Origin of the sequence: Pantoea sp. R102 (genome assembly GCF_004916815.1) — a bacterium.
Lineage (GTDB): Bacteria > Pseudomonadota > Gammaproteobacteria > Enterobacterales > Enterobacteriaceae > Pantoea > Pantoea dispersa.
The window spans coordinates 1-15515 of the sequence record NZ_SDFT01000132.1 but is presented as its reverse complement, the minus strand read 5'-3'; the positions used below and the strand labels follow the sequence as shown (position 1 = coordinate 15515).

At 53.2% G+C, this 15515-nt stretch carries 13 protein-coding genes, 2 tRNA genes and 1 other RNA gene; 8 read left to right on the top strand and 8 right to left on the bottom strand.

What is annotated here, in order from left to right; all coding sequences use genetic code 11:
• Positions 1 to 141 precede the first annotated feature (141 nt).
• Positions 142 to 1776, bottom strand: coding sequence for an ABC transporter substrate-binding protein (locus ERD80_RS14420; RefSeq protein WP_136547354.1), 1635 nt, complete (start codon positions 1774 to 1776; stop codon positions 142 to 144).
• Positions 1777 to 2347: 571 nt separating this feature from the next.
• The gene (locus ERD80_RS14415; RefSeq protein ID WP_031280216.1) at positions 2348 to 2995 is read right to left on the bottom strand and encodes a YchE family NAAT transporter; all 648 of its coding nucleotides are present in this window, start codon (positions 2993 to 2995) and stop codon (positions 2348 to 2350) included.
• A 444-nt stretch (positions 2996 to 3439) separates the two neighbouring features.
• Between ERD80_RS14415 and adhE the strand changes: the two genes are divergently transcribed.
• On the top strand, positions 3440 to 6118 hold the full coding sequence (adhE, locus tag ERD80_RS14410) for a bifunctional acetaldehyde-CoA/alcohol dehydrogenase (RefSeq protein WP_021510081.1): 2679 nt from the start codon (positions 3440 to 3442) through the stop codon (positions 6116 to 6118).
• A 53-nt stretch (positions 6119 to 6171) separates the two neighbouring features.
• On the opposite strand, the gene tdk is transcribed toward adhE, so the two are convergent.
• Positions 6172 to 6792: a thymidine kinase gene (gene tdk, locus ERD80_RS14405; protein WP_021510080.1), complete on the bottom strand. Its 621-nt coding sequence runs from the start codon at positions 6790 to 6792 to the stop codon at positions 6172 to 6174.
• A 10-nt stretch (positions 6793 to 6802) separates the two neighbouring features.
• Here tdk and ERD80_RS14400 point away from each other — a divergent pair, with 10 nt between their 5' ends.
• Together ERD80_RS14400 and hns are read left to right on the top strand one after the other, a co-directional pair.
• Positions 6803 to 7114, top strand: coding sequence for a hypothetical protein (locus tag ERD80_RS14400; RefSeq protein ID WP_132462431.1), 312 nt, complete (start codon positions 6803 to 6805; stop codon positions 7112 to 7114).
• 82 nt (positions 7115 to 7196) lie between these two features.
• On the top strand, positions 7197 to 7604 hold the full coding sequence (gene hns / locus ERD80_RS14395; RefSeq protein ID WP_031280215.1) for a histone-like nucleoid-structuring protein H-NS: 408 nt from the start codon (positions 7197 to 7199) through the stop codon (positions 7602 to 7604).
• A gap of 98 nt (positions 7605 to 7702) precedes the next feature.
• Here the strand turns inward: hns and ERD80_RS14390 are convergent, their stop codons facing one another.
• From ERD80_RS14390 to rssA, 5 genes are all read right to left on the bottom strand, one after another.
• On the bottom strand, positions 7703 to 8710 hold the full coding sequence (locus ERD80_RS14390; RefSeq protein WP_058757710.1) for an NAD-dependent epimerase: 1008 nt from the start codon (positions 8708 to 8710) through the stop codon (positions 7703 to 7705).
• A 14-nt stretch (positions 8711 to 8724) separates the two neighbouring features.
• Positions 8725 to 10065 carry a UDP-glucose/GDP-mannose dehydrogenase family protein gene (locus tag ERD80_RS14385; protein WP_021510077.1) on the bottom strand — a complete coding sequence of 447 codons (1341 nt, stop codon included), beginning with the start codon at positions 10063 to 10065 and terminating at the stop codon, positions 8725 to 8727.
• A 23-nt stretch (positions 10066 to 10088) separates the two neighbouring features.
• Positions 10089 to 10997, bottom strand: coding sequence for a UTP--glucose-1-phosphate uridylyltransferase GalU (galU, locus tag ERD80_RS14380; protein WP_021510076.1), 909 nt, complete (start codon positions 10995 to 10997; stop codon positions 10089 to 10091).
• 192 nt (positions 10998 to 11189) lie between these two features.
• Positions 11190 to 12206, bottom strand: coding sequence for a two-component system response regulator RssB (rssB, locus tag ERD80_RS14375; protein ID WP_021510075.1), 1017 nt, complete (start codon positions 12204 to 12206; stop codon positions 11190 to 11192).
• Positions 12207 to 12307: 101 nt separating this feature from the next.
• A complete protein-coding gene (rssA, locus tag ERD80_RS14370; RefSeq protein ID WP_021510074.1) occupies positions 12308 to 13213 on the bottom strand; it encodes a patatin-like phospholipase RssA in 906 nt (301 codons plus the stop codon).
• 96 nt (positions 13214 to 13309) lie between these two features.
• Here rssA and ERD80_RS14365 point away from each other — a divergent pair, with 96 nt between their 5' ends.
• The 5 genes from ERD80_RS14365 to ERD80_RS14345 all read left to right on the top strand — a co-directional run bounded on the left by ERD80_RS14365 (position 13310) and on the right by ERD80_RS14345 (position 15197).
• Complete coding sequence (locus tag ERD80_RS14365; RefSeq protein WP_040679954.1) at positions 13310 to 13765, top strand: YchJ family protein; 456 nt, start codon at positions 13310 to 13312, stop codon at positions 13763 to 13765.
• A gap of 57 nt (positions 13766 to 13822) precedes the next feature.
• Positions 13823 to 14671: a formyltetrahydrofolate deformylase gene (gene purU / locus ERD80_RS14360; RefSeq protein ID WP_031280214.1), complete on the top strand. Its 849-nt coding sequence runs from the start codon at positions 13823 to 13825 to the stop codon at positions 14669 to 14671.
• Positions 14672 to 14815: 144 nt separating this feature from the next.
• A tRNA-Tyr gene (locus ERD80_RS14355) sits at positions 14816 to 14900 on the top strand.
• 44 nt (positions 14901 to 14944) lie between these two features.
• Positions 14945 to 15029 (top strand) — tRNA-Tyr (locus ERD80_RS14350).
• A 40-nt stretch (positions 15030 to 15069) separates the two neighbouring features.
• Positions 15070 to 15197: non-coding RNA, RtT sRNA (locus ERD80_RS14345), on the top strand.
• Positions 15198 to 15515 lie beyond the last annotated feature (318 nt).

The window sequence follows — 15515 nt, the reverse complement described above, 5'->3', positions numbered from 1 at the left end:
ATTATCGTCACCGGGTCGGCTGACCGCCCGGCGTACCCCGTTTCCGGGAGATCTCCGCCTGTCTGCGCGAAGATCACTACCACCCTGCAGGGTTACCACGGCAACGTGACGCCCGACTGTAGCGCCGGATCGTCACATTACTCAATGTTTCTTTATGTAATAGTATTTCAGCGCCAGCATATCCTGCGGATCTCTGCCGCTGAAACCGCCCACCCACGGCTTCACCAGCCGCACGCTAACGCGGTAGTAAACCGGGATGATCGCTGAATCCCGATCCAGCTGCTGTTCCGCCTGCTGATAGAGTTGCGCGCGCTGCGCGTCATCCGCGGTGTTGAGCGTTTGCGTCATCAGCGCATCAAATGCGGCGCTGTGATAAAACGCGGTGTTGATGGAGGAGCCACTCAGCAGCAGATTGAGGAAGCTGGATGGCTCGTTGTAATCCGCACACCAGGTGGCGCGCACCACATCAAACTGTGCCTGATGACGTGTCTCCAGTAGCGTTTTCCACTCCTGATTTTGCAGCGTGACCTGCGCACCGAGATTCTTTTGCCACATCGAGGCAGCCGCAATCGCCTGACGCTTGTTCTGTTCTGAGGTGTTATACAGCAGAGTAAAACGCAGCGGATGCTGGGCATTGAAGCCAGCTTCCGCCAGCAGCTGCTTCGCTGCCGCGTTACGTTGCGCCTGCGTCTGCTGCGCCCACGCTGGCTTATTGAGAGCAATACCGTGAATAAAGGGCGGCGTCAGGCCGTAGGCCGGGATCTGTCCCTGCCCCATAATTTTCTGCGCGATGATGTCGCGGTCGAGCGTTAACTTCAGCGCGCTGCGTACGCGGACGTCGTCAAACGGCGCTTTCTTGTTATTGATTTCGTAATAGAAGGTGCACAGTAGCGGGCTGACTCTTACTTCATCTCCCAGCGCCTGCTGCAGTTTTTTGAACATATCGGGCGGCACCACGCTGTTGGTCATGTCGGTGCCGCCACTGCGATAGCGGTTTATATCGCTATTCTCAGAGGTGAGCGCCAGAAACACGCCTTCGTCCAGCGTGGTATGGGCATTGTCCCAGTAGTGCGGATTACGCTTCACCACGATCTGCTCATTCACCACCCAGTCCGCCAGCGTGTAAGCGCCATTCCCCACGTAGTGTTGCGGCTGTGTCCAGGCATCGCCCCACTGCTCTACCGCCGGACGATACACCGGTTTCATCGAAGTATGAGCCAGCATATCAACAAAATACGGGACCGGTTCAGAGAGCGTAACCTGCAAATGATGGTCGTCCAGCGCTTTCACGCCCAGCTGGGAAGGCGCCGCTTTACCGGCGAGGATGGCATCAATGTTGCTGATGTGCGCAGCCTGCAAATAGCTGGCGTACGGCGAGGCGGTGCGCGGATCGGCCAGACGCTGCCAGCTGTAGACAAAATCCTGCGCGGTGACCGGCTCACCATTGCTCCAGCGGGCGTCTTTACGCAGCGTGAACGTCCAGATGCGGCCCTGCTGATTTTGCCACTGCTGCGCCACGCCGGGCACCAGTTGACCGTTGTTGTCGGTCTCAACCAGTCCTTCCAGCAGATTGCGAATCACATTGGATTCCGGCACGCCCTCGACTTTTTGTGGATCAAGCGAGGACACTTCGCTGCCATTGTTAATAACGATGCGTTGCGTATCCGCTAATGACGTCCCGGCTGGGATCTCAGCGGCCTGACTTTGCGCCAGCGCACTGGAGAGGCAAAGCGCCAGAAACGTGCGCGCTGCCGTTTTCGCTACCATGCTTTTCATCAACCAATATCAACCTTCAACATAAACCTGATAGCAGTAAGCAAGAAGCGTACACATTTGTTGCTAGCAGATAAAAAATTTTGCGGTGAGCCGAAAATTATCAGAAGCGTTGCCCGCACGCCAAAGCTAAACCACAAAAATGTTAGCTGATTCTCTTTTATCACGTTGCCGCGCACAGGAAAAGTGTTAATTCTTGAGCAGAATTATCGATTAATCCACTGATAAACAATGAATTTCAGCCTGATTTGCACGTTAATTATTCGTTAATCAACTAACTTTATAATATTTACGAATATTGCTGCTTTTAATGCTGAAGCCCGGATATTTATTCGGATTTACAGCGCAAGCTATAGAATGATACTGCGGATGATTTACAGAGTAGCGGGATATACTGTGACGATTATCACAGTATTTTGAGGCTCAGGCTGTGTGCGGGATAACACCAGTAGTAAAACTGATGCGGTCGGGCCGATATTAAGCGCGACAAATAAAATCACTATATTGGTGCAATATTTCATTTATTTGCACCATTCTGGTTCACAAAGCGCTTAGCGATAAAAAATAACCGCCGTTAATTCAGTAATCCTGGAAACAGGGCTTTCATTCCGGTCACGACAAATTCAATGCCCAGCGCCATGAGCAGCAGCCCCATGATACGCGTAATGACGTTGATACCGGTTTGTCCCAATACGCGCACCATCAGCGGTGCGGCCCGGAACAATAACCAGCAGCAGAAGGCAAATATCGCAATCGCCAGGGTAAAGCCCAGCAGATTTGGCCAGCTGTGATAACGCGAGCTCCAGACAATGGTCGAGCTGATCGCGCCCGGCCCTGCCATCAGCGGCAGCGCCAGCGGCACCACGCCGATGCTTTCACGAATCGCCGTTTCTGACTTCTCCTGCTTGTTCTGTTTGTCTTCACCCAGCTTGCCGCTAATCATCGACATGGCGATGGTGACCACCAGAATGCCACCGGCGATGCGGAAAGAGTCAATCGAGATACCAAACAGATGCAGGATACCGTCGCCAAGGAATAGCGAGGTCCAGAGGATAATCGCCACCGCCAGGTTCGCGGTCAGGTTAGTTTTATTGCGCTCCGCCACCGCCTGGTAGCTGGTCATGCTGATAAATACCGGAATAATGCCGACCGGGTTAACCAGCGCGAACAAACCCACAAAAAATTTAATGTAGCCAGAAAGATCGAGTAGCGCAGGGGTCACGGTGGGCTCCAGGTGATGGCGAAAAAAATCGCGCTTAATGTAGTGCAAAAGCCTGGCGAAACACCAGAGGCTAACGCAGAAATAAATGCTGCACTTAAAGCACTATCCCAGTTTATTCCGCTACTGTTAGCGCGATGTTATCGGCCTGCAGCGGGTCAGATCGGCTTCTGTAGCTGTCGACGCTAACTTTACTTGCAAAAGTGAGCGCTGAAAGGTGTCAGCTGATAGTTAAATTGATCTGCATCATAAATCGCCTACCCCATCAGGGGTAATCTTAGCCCATCGGAACTCAACCCTGTGACACAGGTCATCCTGGCGGAAAAACCTTTTTAGTAAGCAACGGCACGGGCATCGCCATCCTTAGCTATCCATAAGCGTAACGAGACTATACTTCTGGATTCAGGCTTGTTTACTAAAAAAGTTTAACTTCCTTAGGAGAGTATTATGGCCGTTACTAATGTTGCCGAGCTTAACGCACTGGTAGAACGTGTTAAAAAGGCACAGCGCGAATACGCCAATTTTAGTCAGGAACAAGTTGATACCATTTTCCGTGCGGCCGCCCTCGCCGCTGCCGATGCCCGTATCCCTCTCGCCAAAATGGCCGTTGCCGAATCCGGCATGGGTATCGTTGAAGATAAAGTCATCAAAAACCACTTCGCTTCCGAATATATCTATAACGCTTACAAAGACGAAAAAACCTGTGGCGTGCTGGACACCGATGATACCTTTGGCACCATCACCATCGCTGAGCCGATTGGCCTGATTTGTGGCATCGTGCCCACCACCAACCCGACCTCTACCGCCATCTTCAAGGCCCTGATTAGCCTGAAAACCCGTAACGGTATCATCTTCTCTCCTCATCCACGTGCCAAAGATGCCACCAACAAAGCGGCTGACATCGTACTGCAGGCTGCTATCGCGGCCGGCGCGCCAAAAGACATTATTGGCTGGATTGATGCGCCATCGGTTGAGCTCTCTAACCAGCTGATGCATCACCCGGATATCAACCTGATTCTCGCCACCGGTGGTCCGGGCATGGTGAAAGCGGCTTACAGCTCCGGCAAACCAGCGATTGGTGTGGGCGCAGGTAACACCCCGGTGGTAATTGACGAAACGGCCGATATCAAACGCGCGGTTGCCTCGATCCTGATGTCAAAAACCTTCGACAACGGCGTGATTTGCGCGTCTGAACAGTCAGTGATTGTCGTGGACTCTGTCTATGATGCCGTGCGCGAGCGCTTCGCCAGCCACGGTGGCTACCTGCTGCAGGGCAAAGAGCTGAAAGCGGTGCAGGATATCATCCTGAAAAATGGCGCGCTGAACGCGGCGATTGTCGGTCAGCCGGCTTACAAAATTGCTGAACTGGCAGGGATTAGCGTGCCGGTAAGCACCAAAATTCTGATTGGTGAAGTGAAACTGGTGGATGAGTCTGAGCCATTCGCCCATGAGAAGCTCTCGCCAACGCTGGCCATGTACCGCGCGAAAGATTATTACGATGCGGTGGATAAAGCAGAAAAACTGGTGGCAATGGGCGGTATCGGCCACACCTCCTGTCTTTATACCGACCAGGACAACCAGCGCGAGCGCGTAAACTTCTTCGGCGACAAAATGAAAACCGCGCGCATCCTGATCAACACCCCGGCTTCACAGGGCGGGATCGGTGACCTGTATAACTTCAAGCTGGCCCCTTCACTCACGCTGGGCTGCGGTTCATGGGGTGGTAACTCTATCTCTGAAAACGTGGGTCCAAAACACCTGATCAACAAGAAAACCGTGGCCAAGCGAGCTGAAAATATGTTGTGGCATAAACTTCCGAAGTCTATCTACTTCCGCCGCGGTTCTCTGCCAATTGCGCTGGAAGAAGTGGCGACTGACGGTGCAAAACGCGCCTTTATCGTCACCGACCGCTTCCTGTTCAACAACGGTTATGCTGACCAGGTCACCCGCGTGCTGAAATCACACGGAATCGAAACCGAAGTGTTCTTTGAAGTAGAAGCAGACCCAACGCTGAGCATCGTGCGTAAAGGTGCCGAGCAGATGAACAGCTTCAAACCTGACGTAATCATCGCCCTGGGCGGGGGTTCACCGATGGATGCGGCCAAGATTATGTGGGTGATGTACGAGCATCCGGAAACCCACTTTGAAGAACTGGCGCTGCGCTTTATGGACATCCGTAAACGTATCTACAAGTTCCCGAAAATGGGTGTCAAGGCGCGCATGGTGGCCATCACCACCACTTCCGGTACCGGTTCAGAAGTTACCCCGTTTGCGGTAGTAACCGACGATGCCACCGGCCAGAAATATCCACTGGCAGACTATGCCCTGACGCCGGATATGGCGATTGTCGATGCCAACCTGGTAATGGAGATGCCGCGTTCGCTGTGCGCCTTTGGGGGTCTGGATGCCGTCACCCATGCGCTGGAAGCCTATGTATCGGTACTGGCCAACGAATACTCTGACGGTCAGGCGCTGCAGGCACTGAAGCTGCTGAAAGAGAATCTGCCTGCCAGCTACCGTGACGGCGCGAAAAATCCTGTGGCGCGTGAGCGTGTTCACAATGCGGCGACCATTGCCGGTATCGCTTTCGCCAACGCCTTCCTCGGCGTGTGTCACTCCATGGCGCATAAACTGGGCTCTGAGTTCCACATTCCACACGGTCTGGCTAACGCCCTGCTGATTTGTAACGTGATTCGCTACAACGCGAATGACAATCCAACCAAGCAGACTGCCTTCAGCCAGTACGACCGTCCGCAGGCACGCCGCCGCTATGCTGAGATTGCTGACCATCTCGGTCTGAGCGCGGCTGGTGACCGTACCGCGCAGAAAATTGAAAAACTGCTGGCATGGCTGGAAGAGATGAAAACTCAGCTGGGTATCCCAACTTCTATCCGTGAAGCGGGCGTGCAGGAAGCTGACTTCCTGGCGAAAGTCGACAAGCTGGCGGATGATGCGTTTGATGACCAGTGTACCGGCGCTAACCCACGCTATCCGCTGATTGCCGAACTGAAACAAATCATGCTGGCTACTTTCTATGGCCGTGAGTTCTCAGAAGCAGATAACAGTGTTGCCGCTGAGGGTGAAGCTAAAGCCGTAAAGAGTGAGAAGAAAACCAAGAAGGCCTGATTGGCCTGATACAAAAAAACCCGCTGCGGCGGGTTTTTTTATGCTGCGGCTATTCAGGCGTGAGGCAGTTGTGAACCGTAAATGGCGTTTAGCGAGCCGTCATTAATCGCCTGTTTATAGTGCTTGCGGCACACAGAGATATAGCGCTCATTACCACCGATCACCACCTGCTCCCCTTCGCTGAACGGTTTACCCTGCGCATCCAGCCGTAACACCATGCTGGCTTTGCGTCCACAGTGACACACGGTTTTCAATTCCACCAGCTTATCGGCCCAGGCCAGTAAATACTGACTGCCGGTAAATAACTCACCGCGAAAGTCGGTACGCAGACCATAACACAGCACCGGTATATCCAGATTATCTACCACGTCCGACAGGCCTTTCACCTGCTCCCGCGTCAGAAACTGGCTCTCATCCACCAGTACACAGTGAACCGTCTGCTTCGCGTGCTGTTCCGCTATTTCACTTTCCAGGTTGGTCTGCGCGTTATATAAAAAAGCCGGAGACGAAAGACCAATACGCGAGCTGACTTTTCCGGCGCCGAAGCGGTCGTCAATTTCCGCGGTATACACCAGCGTACGCATACCGCGCTCGTGGTAATTGTAGGAAGACTGCAGCAGTGCGGTGGATTTTCCCGCGTTCATCGCTGAGTAATAAAAATAGAGTTGCGCCATAAAATGTCTCTTGTCACTGCCCGAAACTGTTGCGCGTGAGTCTATCATAAAGCTGCTGCACTGTTGCGATGCATTATTTTTATCAACTGCTCAAATTAACGCCATCGTCATAGATCAGCAGCATCCTTATCAACATTTCGCACGTTATGTCAAAGCCGTGATCATGCAGCAATTTTATTCAGCATTATTAGCGCTGATGCGCGGGCGAAAGGCGCACAGTGGTATTTATCCCTGCAAAACCTGTGCTATCAAATCTATAAAAAGAATAATAAATAGCGCCTTAAAAAGCTTAACAACATTAACTTTACGTTTTGCTTTTTAATCTGGCTATTGCAGTTATTTTTCACCGCCACTATTATGAGGCGGCAGAACAACTCCATTTATTATATTTTGAGATTAGGACAATGAGCGAAGCACTTAAAATTCTTAATAATATCCGTACATTGCGCGCGCAGGCTCGGGAATGCTCTCTGGAAACACTGGAAGAGATGCTGGAAAAACTTGAGGTTGTGGTGAATGAACGTCGTGAAGAAGAATCTCTCGCCCAGGCGGAAAATGCCGAGCGCAGCCGTAAGCTGGAACAATATCGTGAAATGCTGATGGCAGACGGTATTGATCCAAACGAACTGCTGCAGGCATTAGCGGAAACCAAAGCGCCAGGTAAAGCCAAACGTGCGGCACGTCCGGCGAAGTATGGTTACGTCGACGAGAACGGTGAGAACCGTACCTGGACCGGCCAGGGACGTACGCCAGCCGTGATTAAAAAAGCGATTGAAGAACAAGGTAAACAACTGGACGATTTCCTGCTGTAAGGAACCAGTGCTTCGCACCATGCCAGCCCTGGCGCTGTGCTCTGTTTTACACCGGGTAAGAAAAAAGGAAGCCGCTGGCTTCCTTTTTTTATCGCGACTTATTGCTGATAGAAGTCGCGGTACCAGTCAACAAAACGCTGCACGCCCTGCTCTACGCTGGTCTGCGGGCGGAAATTTATCGCGTCATACAGCGGCTGGGTGTCTGCACTGGTGCCTAATACATCGCCGGGCTGCATCGGCAGCATATTTTTCTTCGCCTCAATCCCCAGCGCTTTTTCCAGCGACTCAATGTAAGTCATCAGGCTGGTAGGCTGACTATTGCCAATATTGTACACGCGATACGGCGCCGAACTGGTGGCAGGCGAGCCGTTTTCCACCGTCCAGTTTTCATCTGCCTGCGGAATCACGTCCTGCAAACGCACAATCGCTTCGGCAATATCATCAATATAGGTAAAGTCACGTGTCATCTGGCCGCGGTTATACACATCAATCGCGTCACCGGCCAGCATCGCGCGGGTGAACTTAAACAGCGCCATATCCGGACGGCCCCACGGACCATAAACGGTAAAGAAGCGCAATCCGGTGGTAGGTAATTGGTAAAGATGTGAATAGGTATGCGACATTAATTCGTTGGCTTTTTTCGTCGCAGCATAAAGTGATACCGGATGATCAACGGAATCATCCGTGGAGAACGGCATTTTACGGTTCAGGCCATAAACCGAACTCGATGAAGCATACAGCAGGTGGCCAATCTTATGATGACGGCAACCTTCCAGAATATTTAAGTGACCAATCAGGTTGGCATCAGCGTAGGCGTGCGGATTCTCGATGGAATAGCGAACACCCGCCTGTGCACCTAAATGGATCACACGCGCAAAAGCATGCTGTTCAAACAGGGAAGAAATGGCCTGGCGATCTGCCAGGTCCATTTTAAGAAAAGTAAACGCGGGATGTGCGGTAATCTGGTCGAGGCGCGCCTGTTTCAGGCTGACATCGTAGTAATCATTCAGGTTATCGATACCAACAACCTGGTGACCGGCAGCCAGCAAACGCTGACTAACGTGAAAACCAATAAATCCTGCCGCGCCGGTGACCAGAAAATTCATACATCCCTCATTTATTACACAATTTGAATAGACGCTCCGCGGCCGATTGCATAATAAACGAAACCGCGTTTGCTGATACGCTCCGGATCATACAGGTTACGACCATCAAAAATCACGGGTTGTTTTAACGAGGATTTAATCACGTCGAAATCCGGAGCACGGAAGTTCTGCCACTCGGTGCAGATCACCAGACCATCAGCGCCCTGCAGCGCAGCTTCTTTAGTGCCGCACAGCTTCAGATCGTCACGATGGCCGTAGATGCGCTGAGCTTCTTCCATCGCTTCCGGATCAAACGCCTGCACCGTTGCGCCCGCCTGCCACAGTGCTTCCATCAGCACGCGGCTTGAGGCTTCACGCATGTCGTCGGTGTTCGGTTTGAACGCCAGCCCCCACAGCGCAAACGTCTTGCCACGCAGATCGTCGCCAAAGTGACGTTTGATAAACGTCGGCAGCTTGTTCTTCTGCGAATCGTTGACGTCTTCTACCGCCTGCAACAGGCGCGGGGTGTAGCCGATTGACTCTGCAGTGCGAATCAGCGCCTGCACGTCTTTCGGGAAGCAGGAACCGCCGTAACCACAGCCCGGATAAATAAAGTGATAACCGATGCGTGAATCAGAACCGATGCCCTGACGTACTTTTTCCACGTCAGCACCCAGGCGTTCCGCAAGGTTGGAAATCTCGTTCATGAAGCTGATTTTGGTCGCCAGCATGCAGTTAGCTGCATATTTGGTCAGCTCTGCACTGCGAATATCCATCAGAATCATGCGATCGTGATTACGGTTAAACGGCTCGTACAGTTCACGCAGCAGTTCGACCACTTCATCATTGTCGGTGCCCACCACGATACGTTCCGGACGCATGCAATCGTTAACTGCGGCGCCCTCTTTCAGGAACTCCGGGTTGGAGACCACATCGAACGCGATATTGGCATCACGCTGCTTCAGCGTTTCGCTCATCACCGCGCGCACGCGGTCAGCGGTGCCTACCGGTACGGTAGATTTGTCGATGACGACTTTGTGATCGTTCATGTGCTGCGCGATAGTACGCGCAACCGCAGTCACATATTTCAGGTCGGCAGAGCCATCCTCATCCGGCGGCGTGCCCACAGCAATAAACTGCATTACGCCATGGTTTACGCCCTCTTCTGCGTTGGTGCTGAATTTCAGGCGCCCCGCTTCATAGTTCGACATAACCAGCGGCGTCAGGCCCGGTTCAAAAATTGGGATGATGCCCTTTTTCAGGTTTTCGACTTTCTTTTCGTCGACATCAATACAGAGAACGTCATGTCCGACTTCGGCCAACACCGCAGCCTGAACCAGACCGACATAGCCGATACCAAATACAGTGACTTTCATTGAATTATCCTGTGCTTAATGAATTACTTTTTGTTGCCTGCAACGCCGTCGAGCCACTGAGCGAAATCTTTGCCCAGCACCGGATGACGCACGCCATACTCAACAAAAGCTTGCATATAACCCAGTTTGTTACCGCAGTCGTGGCTCACGCCGGTCAGGTGGTAAGCTTCTACGGTCTCTTTTTCCATCAGCATGGCGATGGAGTCGGTCAGCTGCACTTCGCCGCCGGCACCCGGAGGGGTCTTCGCCAGCAGAGGCCAGATGTCCGCAGACAGCACGTAACGACCGACTACCGCCAGGTTAGATGGCGCTTCCGAGGCTTTTGGCTTCTCAACCACGCCCACCATCGGTGCGCTCTGGCCCGGTGCCAGCTCTGCGCCCTGGCAGTCAACCACGCCGTAAGCGGTGACATCGGCAACTGGCTCAACCATGATCTGGCTGCGACCGCTCTCTTCGAAGCGCGTCAGCATTTCTGCCAGGTTATCTTTGGTTGGGTTAGATTCGTACTCATCAATAATCACGTCTGGCAGAATCACCGCGACTGGCTCATCACCGACCAGCGGATGAGCACACATCACGGCGTGGCCGAGGCCCTTGGCGATACCCTGACGTACCTGCATGATGGTGACGTGTGGCGGGCAGATGGACTGGATTTCATCCAGCAGCTGACGCTTCACGCGTTTTTCCAGCATCGCTTCCAGTTCGAAACTGGTATCAAAATGGTTTTCGATGGAGTTTTTAGAGGAGTGCGTAACCAGCACGATCTCATTAATACCCGCAGCAATACACTCGTTCACGACATACTGGATCAACGGCTTATCGACCAGCGGTAACATCTCTTTTGGAATAGCTTTGGTGGCAGGCAGCATACGCGTACCCAGACCTGCAACCGGGATTACCGCTTTTTTTACTTTAGACTTATAGGCAGACATCAAATACCTCTCTTAATAGGCCGTTCAAGTTAATACTTGATATGTCGGTTTAAAAACGAAATGAGTATATCAGTTAGTGTCAGACGGATTTATCCTGGATGGAGTTAATCCGCGGAATTTAAGACTATTACCCAAGTGTAAAGCTAAGCTTTGGCCCTGTCTTTAACCCGCGGAAAATATAAATCTGAGTGGCTATTCTTCGGACGATAACATCAGGCGAAGCCGGCCGCCGGCTCCCCAGACGTGACATTGCCAGGCATCGGCGCGCTGGCTGATTTGATTAAGATGGGTGCTGCCCATAGTGCCAAGCGGCACGCCGTTACTGAGCTGGATTTGCTGAGTATTGATGTGCAGTGTGGCATTCAGGCCGGCTGAAACCAGAATCAGATTTTTCAACTGACGATGGTAGTAGCCCACCAGCAGCGGGAACTGACCGTTCAGGTTGGCCTGACGCAACAGCATATTCACCTGGCGTAGCAGACCATTGAGTTCCGGCAGACGCTGCTTTTGCCCGGACAGTTGCTCCTGCAATAAACCGTTAAACAGTGCTCTGAGCAATAATGCAGCCAGCACGCCGTTGTCGCCGGCACGCGTCACGTCCAGGCAATAAAACGCCAGATCTTTGTCCGACAGCGCGGCAATATCCAGCACCAGCCCCGGCTGTTCCGCCATGGTGAGTTGACGGTAGTTTATGCGGCAGCTGGCGATGGTTTGCTGGACTGGCGGTTGCAGTTGTTTGAGCAGCTTGGCGGCAGCGAGCGGATCGCGCACCAGGGCATCCCAGTCCTGAAACAGCTGTTCATCTTCTTCCACTTTCGAGGTGAACATCGAAGGATAGAGGCACTCAAACACCGCTTCACGGAAACGTTCCAGGTTTTTTAGCGGCTTGAGCAGCACGTCCTGCACGCCAAGGCGCAGCACGTGGGCAATGTCGGCCATGTTCTGCGTGGCGGAGATGATCAGGATGGGCACGCTATTACCGCGTGTACGAATTCGCTCGACAAACTCAATACCGCCCATGCGCGGCATTTCCAGATCGCAAATGACCAGGTCCACCGACTGCGCGGCGAGTAAATTCAGGCCGTCGAGTCCATCGCCCGCTTCGAACGTGCTGGCTCCGAGGCCAGTTAACAATGTGTCCAGCAATGAACGGAAAACGACCTCATCTTCGACAATGAGTATCTTTTTGCCGATTAGCGGTTTTTCCATTCTCTCCCCCTGCGTACCAGATATTTCAATAGTGGTTCATAAAACGCCGTTGCGCCTTTCAGAATTGGCTGAAGTCACAACCCCCGTGAATGAACAACTGATTATCTGCTACGGACCAGCGGTAATAGTTCATCCATTTTTTTCTCCACGGCGGCCTTGCCTGCCGCAATGGCCTCTTCAGCCCGATGAAAGTCCAGCGTTGAAATCTGCGGACAAAAAGGCTGAATCAGCACATCCGGCGGATCGCCTGCCATACGGTTACGTTTCAGGCGATTTTCCAATACCTGGATTGACGTTGACATAATTTCCATCGCGCCTGGAGACTGGCTGGCGCGCCGATGGGTCAACCCCATCAGACGCTGGCGCAGTTTTTTGCCCCAGCTCAGTGCTTCTGCCGCTGCCGCCTCTTCACCGCTCTGCGGCGTGACCGACAGCAGATCCTGCTGCATCAAGTGCGCATCATGTTGCAGGTCAACGGCAATCACAATGTCAGCGCCCAGCGCGCGGGTTAGCGAAATCGGCACCGGATTGACCACCGCACCATCCACCAGCCAATAACCATTGTAGCCAACCGGAGGCAATAAGCCTGGCATACTACACGATGCACGCACCGCCTGGTGCAAATCCCCTTCGGTCAGCCACAGCTCGCGTCCGGTGCTGAGGTTGGTTGCCACCACGCCAAAGCGCTTATCCGCGTCTTCGATAAGCTCGTTAGGGATCAGCTGACGGATATGGCTAAACACCCGGTCGCCGCGCAGCAGGCCGCCACGCTGCCATGAGAGGTCCATCAGACGGATAACATCCCAGTAGCGAAATGCGCTGACCCACTTCTCCATCAACGCCAGACGGCCGTTGACGTAGGCAGAACCCACCAGTGCGCCGACGGAACAGCCGGCGACGACATCCACCTCAATACCGGCGCGCTCCAGCGCGTTGATGACACCAATATGCGCCCAGCCTTTGGCAGCGCCCGATCCCAGGGCCAGCCCAATCCTGACTTTTCTCATCTCACCTCGTGATCAACCTGATGCGTAGCTTCACGCTGGCCAGTCGGCTAACATAGCGCACACTTTCATTAACTTTAATCACTCTCAGGAGATGATGTGTCCGAAAAGTGCCCCTGCTGCAGCGGAGAGCAGTATAGCCTATGTTGTCAGCCCTTTCTGAACGGGCAACAAACGCCACAGCGCGCTGAACAGTTAATGCGCTCGCGTTACAGCGCTTACGTTAAGCAAAACGCCGCCTGGCTGGTAGAAACCTGGCATCCCAGCCAGCGCGTGGCCGGACTGGAGACGCTATTATCCGAAAGTTTCGCCACCACAGAATGGCTTGGCCTGAATGTAACCCGTTGTAATCACGGAAGCCATGAGAATGAAGCCTTCGTCACTTTTTTTGCGCGTTATCTCGAAAAAGGCCGTACCTGCAGCCTGTATGAATGTTCACGCTTTCTTCGCGAGGATCAACGCTGGTACTATGTCGACGGAACAACGCCGGAGTTAGGGCGTAACGATCGCTGTCCTTGTGGCTCCGATAAAAAATACAAAAAATGTTGTGGCTAATCTGGACAGATGCCCAACAGCTTCACCATTCATCGCTTTGACAGGACTCTGATCGAGATGCAAGCGCAAACCATGCAACGAAAAGTTTTACGGACCATTTGCCCCGATGCCAAAGGTCTGATCGCCAAGATCACCAACATTTGCTACAAGCACGAACTGAACATTGTGCAGAACAATGAGTTCGTCGATCACCGTACCGGGCGCTTTTTCATGCGCACAGAGCTGGAAGGCATTTTCAACGACAACACGCTGCTGGCTGACCTCGACAGCGCGCTGCCGACCGGTTCGGTACGTGAGCTGCACAGCGCCGGACGTCGCCGCGTGGTGATTCTGGTCACCAAAGAGGCGCATTGCCTGGGCGATCTGCTGATGAAGAGTGCCTTTGGTGGTCTGGACATGGAAATCGCCGCCGTTATTGGTAACCATGAAACGCTGCGTTCGCTGGTCGAGCGTTTTGACATCCCGTTCGTGCTGGTCAGCCATGAAGGCCTGACGCGCGAAGAGCACGATAACCGCATGGCGGATGAGATCGATCGCTATCAGCCGGATTACGTGGTGCTGGCGAAATACATGCGCGTGCTGACGCCGGCGTTTGTGCAGCGTTATCCCAACCAGATCATCAATATTCACCACTCGTTCCTGCCAGCCTTTATTGGCGCCCGTCCTTATCATCAGGCCTATGAGCGCGGCGTGAAGATCATCGGTGCCACCGCGCACTACGTGAACGACAACCTGGATGAAGGCCCGATCATCATGCAGGACGTGATTAACGTCGATCACAGCTATACCGCTGAAGAGATGATGCGTGCCGGACGCGACGTGGAAAAGAATGTACTAAGCCGCGCGCTGTATAAAGTGCTGGGCCAGCGCGTGTTTGTTTACGGCAACCGCACGATCATTCTTTAACCACTGCGGCGCTGATTTGCGCAACTCTTCAGCGCCACGCGTAAAAAGTGGGCAAACGATTGAGTTTTTTACTGCGGGCGCTTTACAGACTGAACGCATTTGGTATGATGCGCCCCGCTTTCAGGCATAAAGATTCAGGCCAGTGGCGGGATTCCCGAGCGGCCAAAGGGAGCAGACTGTAAATCTGCCGTCATCGACTTCGAAGGTTCGAATCCTTCTCCCGCCACCATCTGAATCCATTCTGTGCCTGAATCTTCTGAGCTTCATATCCCTGGCGGGATTCCCGAGCGGCCAAAGGGAGCAGACTGTAAATCTGCCGTCATCGACTTCGAAGGTTCGAATCCTTCTCCCGCCACCATCTCATGCTGCACTCTTCTTCCAGCCAGTCAATAAAGCCAGTTAATAACACCTGGAGAAGGATGAGAAGCTTCGACCGAAGGTTCGGGTCGAACGCAGTGAGACAACGCGCGTCAGCGCGGCCCGCAGGGTGAGCCGCTTGCGGCGAATAATCCTTCTCCCGCCACCCTTTCATGCTGCACTTTTCACCAGACCGACATCTGAATTTACGCGATGCCAGGCCGGCATCAATGGCGCCCCTTATATCCCGATCATTCTCCTCCGGGTATGATGATCCCCGACTGATCATCGGGAAGTTGCTGGTGAGATGGGGGCGCCCCCTGGGCATAAAGCCTGCTTCGTAGATTCATCCCCGGCAACTTAACTCCCGCCTTCAAGACCGGACGGTATCCTGTGCCCCGAGCACGCATCCATAAGGATGGTCATGGCGGTTTCCCTGTGCTGTTAAGGAGAATCTATGCAAACCCGTATGCCTGTCGGCATTGAT